The following is a 6,000-nucleotide window of genomic DNA, read 5'->3' as shown; positions in this document are numbered from 1 at the left end:
TGACTGTGTCATCTTGCGATGATTAAGGTCACTCAGTTCATTGATAAATCTTTCGACTTAAAATTTCACGAGTGCCCACACAGATTGCATGGTCAAATTGTTAAAGAACGTTGACTTTCAATGCCTTAGCGTTGAACGCTTCAGCAAGCCAGGGGGCGTATAATACACCTTGAAGTTATGAAGTCAAGAAGAAATTCTAATTAGTTAAAACATCTTTTTGACTCTCTTTAATTACTCTATTAAAAGAGACTAAAGATATAAGCTAACTTTGTCTTACATAACTCGATTTAAAACTCATTTACTTTCACTTAGCTAAAACCTATTTTGATTCTGCTTCGTGTCAGTGAGGCGGCATTATAGAGACTCAGATCACTCTGACAAGTATTTTTTATAAAAAATACTTTATTTGATGGTTATTTCATCTAATGTGAACATATGGCTTGTAATCTCAACATTAGAGGACCGTCACATTCACCTTCTAGTAATTACAAGTCAATAAAAGTAATATCATTGTGACTTTGTTGTTAAAATAACCAATGACGCATTCTCTCCTACTAATTATGACGATGTAATTATTATATGAAATCATCTAACCAAACTACGATAACAGTAATTGCGATTACCATTATCGGCTCTTTAATCTTTAGCTTTGTTTCAGTTCCACCAGCGATAGCTTTTGCTGTTGGTGCTGTTATTACTGGTCTAGCAATACGCTTCATGCAAGATTCAAAGCCATCTCTTGAGCAACCTATTGATTCATCACAAAGCAGCAAAACAATCTATGTCGGTAACCTTCCTTACCGTGCAAATGAAAGTGATGTGAAAAACCTTTTTTCCGAACATGGTGAAGTGTTTGCTGTACGTTTAATGAAAGATAAGCGCACAGGGAAACGTCGAGGCTTTGGATTTGTTGTAATGAATAGCTCGGATGCTGACACAGCAATTCAGAACTTAAACAATAAAGAATATGGCCAGCGAACTTTAAAAATTCGTGAAGCTAATGATCCTAAAAATCTAGAAGGCGAAGAGGTTGCATAGCATTTAGCTGTATTTTCTCTAAGCTTCTATTCAGTGCCGCTTCATTATTTGTTGCGGCACTGTTGTATGTAAGGTTTAAATGTTTTTTATAACTCGACGGTAAATCTCCCAATAAGCCTTTCACTCGGTTAGCTATCGCTTTTCCTGAATCAACAATGACAATTGCTTTATCTAATGCTTGCCTTATTTCATCTTTAATTAAAGGGAAGTGTGTGCAACCTAGAATGATGCAATCAACGTCTTTTTGCCAAGGCTTAATAATCTCAGCAATTTCATCGATAGAAACGGGCAAACCACGAAGTTTCTCTTCTGCTATTTCAACTAAGCGTGTTGAACCTATCATTCTAACTTCACAATCACTTGCAAATGATGAAATCAATTCGTGGGTATAAGAACGGTGAATCGTAGCTGGCGTTGCTAATAGCCCAATGACTTTTGTTTGACTGAGGATTGCCGCAGGTTTTATCGCAGGAACAACACCAACAACAGGAACAGATAAATTTTCACGTAATATAGGTAGTACGATCGTACTTGCTGTATTACATGCAATAACGACAAGATCAACGTTATGCTTTTCAGCTAATGAACAAACAATGCGTTGAGTTCTTTGAAGCAATACATCTTCAGCTAATTCACCATAAGGGAATGCTGCATTATCAAAAGCATAGATGTACTGTATTTGTGGCATAAGCGATTGTATTTCTTGATATACAGATAAACCACCAACACCAGAATCAAAGATAAGTATTGTTTTCACCATTCACCACGTTTCTTTCGTATTCAACAAAGTACTAATAATACTGCCATACAGTATAAATCCGAACCTTTCTTGTCGTATTCAATCATTCTTTGACTAAATGATAACGCTGATAATGGAATCGCCCTTCTCGATCACATTTATCTAGCTCAATTTTTAACTCACCATTAAAGCATGGGGCTTTTACAACTAATGTATGAAATTCACCATCCTCACCGCAGGGATCGGTATGCATAGGTAAGCTTGAGATAAACTGATGATCATACCACTCACCGCAAAACTTACCGTCAAGTTGACTGGTATCGACCGTGACAACTAACGTTTCAATTCCACATTCAACAATTTCTTGGGCTAGTCGTTGACTGTCTTGTCCTAACAAAGGAAAGATGCACTCCCAGCCAGCAGGCTCTATATAACTACGGCGATAATCTGCAATGCCATTGCAAAACATATCACCGAATGCAACGGCATCAATTTCTAAGCCACTATTGTGTAGCCCGTTCACCACTAAAGATTGATAAATCTCGTTAGGGGGAAAGACTTCTGGTAATTCTATGGTTACCAAAGGTAGCCCAGTTAATGCCGCTTGTTTTTTTACAACCTCAAGAGGCGTTGCTTGAAAAGGCACCTCATCGATAAGGTATGTCGTATATAAGCCAACAACTTTGTAATCTGGATCATTCAGCAATTTAATAAGGGTTAATGTTGAATCTTTACCCGATGACCAACTAACAACAACTTTGATTGGTTTCATTTTGCCTCCATTAAAAAACCACCCGAAGGTGGTTTCTTTTATTCGCTTAAAACTTATACGTTGCCGTCGCGTAATAACTACGCTCTTGAACGTTATAAGTCTCTTTCGCTACATAGTCTTTATCAAAGAGGTTCGCGACTCTTCCTCGAACAGATAAATTGTCAGTTACAAAATAACTAGCAGCAACATCAACTAAAGTATACGCATCCAACTTTTTAGTATTTGCGGCATCGTCATAGCTTGTGCCTTTATAAATAGCACTCACATCCAATTGCCATTGGTCAGCAAGATACGAGACATTCCATTTAGCGCTATCTTTCGAACGACGGATAAGTTGTTTATCTAAGCCTTTATCTTTCGCATCCAAGTAATCATAGCTCACATCGTGGTAGAGCATACCCGTTGCAAAGCCTGCGGTTAACTCAACTCCCTGTATCTCAGCCTCATCAACATTCATGGGAATCCAATCACCAGATGGATTACTCGCATCTTTGGGAGCCCAAGCAATAAGTTGATCAATCTCTGACTGATACCCTGTTACGCTCCAATCAAGCAACTGATGAGTGCCAGATAATGAGATTTCATAATTTTTTGATTCTTCAGGCTTCAAATTAGGATTACCAGAATCAGGCCAATATAAATCATTAAATGTTGGCGCTTTAAAACCAGTGCCGGCATTGGCCGATACTTTGAGTTCAGAAGTAATATTGTAAGCTGTTGCTAATTGCCAAGTATTGTTTGTACCATAACTATCATTATCATCGGTACGTACACTACCTTCAAACTGCCAATCACTTATACGATAGATAGAAGTTAAGTAGACAGCTGTATTATCACGCTCATCTTCCGCATATTGTGTACCAGTATTTGATACCGAATCACGATACCACTCAAGACCGCCACCAAGTTCTAGTCCATCAGTTAATTGATAATGATTTTGCCAATTAGCAACGGTTCGCTCAGTTTTTATCTTGCTACCATTGCTAACATCATTGAAATTTCGGTTCTCATCTTGGTTTTGAGCAACAGTAAATTGGCTATCTAACTTGTCATTAGAGTACCCAGCCTTTGCGGCAATATTAAAAAGAGAACTTTCACTTTGTGCATGAGGTGCGCCATACGAATCATCGTAATCGCTTTCGCCATCATGATAATAACCTTGTAGGCTCAATTTCCAATGGTCACCTACATGAGTACCCACCTCGGCTACAACATTACTATTTTTGAAGCCATCATCATCTTGTTCAAAAGGTTCTTTTCGTGCAGAAAAGCCATCATCACCTTCTGTTTTCAAGGCAATCTTACCCCAACCAGATTCACCCAGACCACCAGCTACAGAACCACCAAGCTGATAGAACCCTTTACTACCACCACCAGCAGTCACTTCAGCGACAGATTCTCCCGGTTGGTAAGCCGTAATAATATTAAGTACACCACCGATTGCATCTGAACCATAGAGTGCCGCACGCGAGCCTCTTATTAATTCAATCCGCTCAATGCCTGTTAGTGGGATCTGGCTAAAATCAGCACTACCTAACGTTGCACTACCAATACGAACACCATTAATCATCACAAGTAAATGACGAGATGTTGTCCCTCGAACATACACTTCTGTTGCTTGGCCATAGCCACCAGAAACTACTTGCACACCCGGTAAACGACGCAATACTTCCGCGATAGACTTTGCTTGAATCGCATCAATTTCCTCTTTAGTGACAACAGAAATAGGAGCAATTACATTTTTAATTGGTTGTTCGAAACGGTTTGCGGTAACTACCATGACATCGTTTGATGATTCATCGGCAGCAAAAGCTTGGGATGGAAGGCACAACGGTGCCAACGCCACTGCTAAAAGCGTTTTTTTCATTATATGGATACCTTAAGTCGCGTTTAATACTAAGCAACAATTTGCTTCGTACACTGGTCGGTCTTCGGACTTAAGAGCATGGTTGGGTAACCACCTAGGCAACAACTTCCCGCTTCATACCTATTGCATTGCGCAATTGTCTGAAACAGTGTTTGGAACTTACGTCCGTGTGCTTTCGTTCTCTATCACCGCTGCGCGTCAGTCACGGAATTTCACCGTGTTCCCTAGCCATATTTGGCAAACCAGCGCACTGCGATGCTAGTTATCATTGCCTTTGTTGTCTAGCGTTGTTTGCTATTTGTTATTATTAATTAGCCTAAACTGCACTTTTATCTCGGACAACACTGGACATCGGTCAGTAATGCAATAAAATCTGCGCTCTTATTTTGAGCAGTTTGAGGCACACTAATGACATCCACGGCACTTAATACCGCTGGTTACCAACAGCAATTGGATGAAAAAGCAGAGCGTATTCAAAATATCTTTGAAGATTTTGAGACCCCCGAGCTTGAGGTGTTTGCCTCTCCTGCAGAGCATTACCGCATGCGTGCTGAATTTAGAATGTGGCATGAAGGCGAAGATCTTTACTATGTCATGTTCAATCAAGAGACTCGCGAAAAATACCGCGTAGATCAATTTCCTGCGGCGAGTCGCTTAATTAACGATTTAATGCCATTGCTAATAGAAGCGCTAAAGCCAAACCAAGCGCTTCGCCACAAATTATTTCAAGTTGATTTCTTATCCACATTGAGCGGTGAAATCTTAGTGTCACTGCTGTACCACCGCCAGTTGGATGAAGAGTGGGAAATTGAAATTAAGAAACTAAAGCAATGTTTGAATGATGAAGGGTTTAACCTGAATATCATTGGCCGCGCTCGAAAAATGAAAATTGTGGCAGATCGTGATTACGTTATCGAAAAACTTAATGTATTCGATCAACCCCTAACTTATAAGCAAGTTGAAAATAGCTTTACTCAGCCTAATGGTGAAGTCGCACAAAAGATGCTGGAATGGGCAGTTGATTGTACGCAAGACAGTGAAGGTGATCTGTTAGAACTATATTGTGGTAACGGTAACTTCTCGCTGGCACTGGCTAAGAACTTTGAACGTGTTCTTGCAACAGAACTAGCTAAACCTTCAGTAGAATCTGCACAATACAATATTGCGGTTAATAATATTGATAACGTACAAATTGTACGTATGTCTGCTGAAGATTTTACTGATGCAATGGCGGGCAAACGTGAGTTTCGCCGTCTTAAAGCACAAAACGTCGATCTACAGAGCTACAATTGCAACACTATCTTTGTTGATCCGCCGCGCTCAGGTATGGATGAAGGTACATGTCGTATGGTGCAAGGCTATGAACGCATTATGTATATCTCTTGCAACCCTGACACATTAAAAGAAAACCTTGAGATACTAAGCCAAACACACAAGATTACTCGCTTTGCATTATTTGATCAGTTCCCATATACCCACCATATGGAAGCAGGTGTTTTGCTAGAACGTAAGTAAGACCATAAATAAAATCTATAATCGACAAATTATAGATAATAAAAAAGGCGCTAATTAGCGCCTTTTTTG

The 6,000-nt window shown here is 39.6% G+C and carries 5 protein-coding genes and 1 riboswitch; of the genes, 2 read left to right on the top strand and 3 right to left on the bottom strand.

Annotation, left to right across the window (positions count from 1 at the left end):
- The first annotated feature begins 579 nt into the window (after positions 1-579).
- Positions 580-1,038, top strand: coding sequence for an RNA recognition motif domain-containing protein (locus C9J48_RS23110; protein WP_006233448.1), 459 nt, complete (start codon positions 580-582; stop codon positions 1,036-1,038).
- Here C9J48_RS23110 and murI read toward each other — a convergent pair.
- From murI to C9J48_RS23095, 3 genes are all read right to left on the bottom strand, one after another.
- Complete coding sequence (gene murI / locus C9J48_RS23105) at positions 1,007-1,798, bottom strand: glutamate racemase (protein WP_006233449.1); 792 nt, start codon at positions 1,796-1,798, stop codon at positions 1,007-1,009. The genes C9J48_RS23110 and murI overlap by 32 nt on opposite strands.
- Positions 1,799-1,880: 82 nt before the next feature.
- The gene (locus tag C9J48_RS23100) at positions 1,881-2,549 is read right to left on the bottom strand and encodes a Dph6-related ATP pyrophosphatase (protein WP_006233450.1); all 669 of its coding nucleotides are present in this window, start codon (positions 2,547-2,549) and stop codon (positions 1,881-1,883) included.
- A gap of 46 nt (positions 2,550-2,595) precedes the next feature.
- A complete protein-coding gene (locus C9J48_RS23095; protein ID WP_006233451.1) occupies positions 2,596-4,416 on the bottom strand; it encodes a TonB-dependent receptor domain-containing protein in 1,821 nt (606 codons plus the stop codon).
- Between the two features lie 38 nt (positions 4,417-4,454).
- A riboswitch (cobalamin riboswitch) is annotated at positions 4,455-4,678 on the bottom strand.
- Positions 4,679-4,824: 146 nt separating this feature from the next.
- Here C9J48_RS23095 and trmA point away from each other — a divergent pair.
- Positions 4,825-5,931, top strand: a complete 1,107-nt coding sequence (gene trmA, locus C9J48_RS23090) for a tRNA (uridine(54)-C5)-methyltransferase TrmA (protein ID WP_006233452.1) — start codon at positions 4,825-4,827, stop codon at positions 5,929-5,931.
- Positions 5,932-6,000 lie beyond the last annotated feature (69 nt).

This window comes from Photobacterium profundum (genome assembly GCF_003026285.1).
GTDB lineage: Bacteria > Pseudomonadota > Gammaproteobacteria > Enterobacterales > Vibrionaceae > Photobacterium > Photobacterium profundum.
Note: the sequence above shows the minus strand (reverse complement) of the source record. Positions and strands in the feature narration are given on the sequence as shown.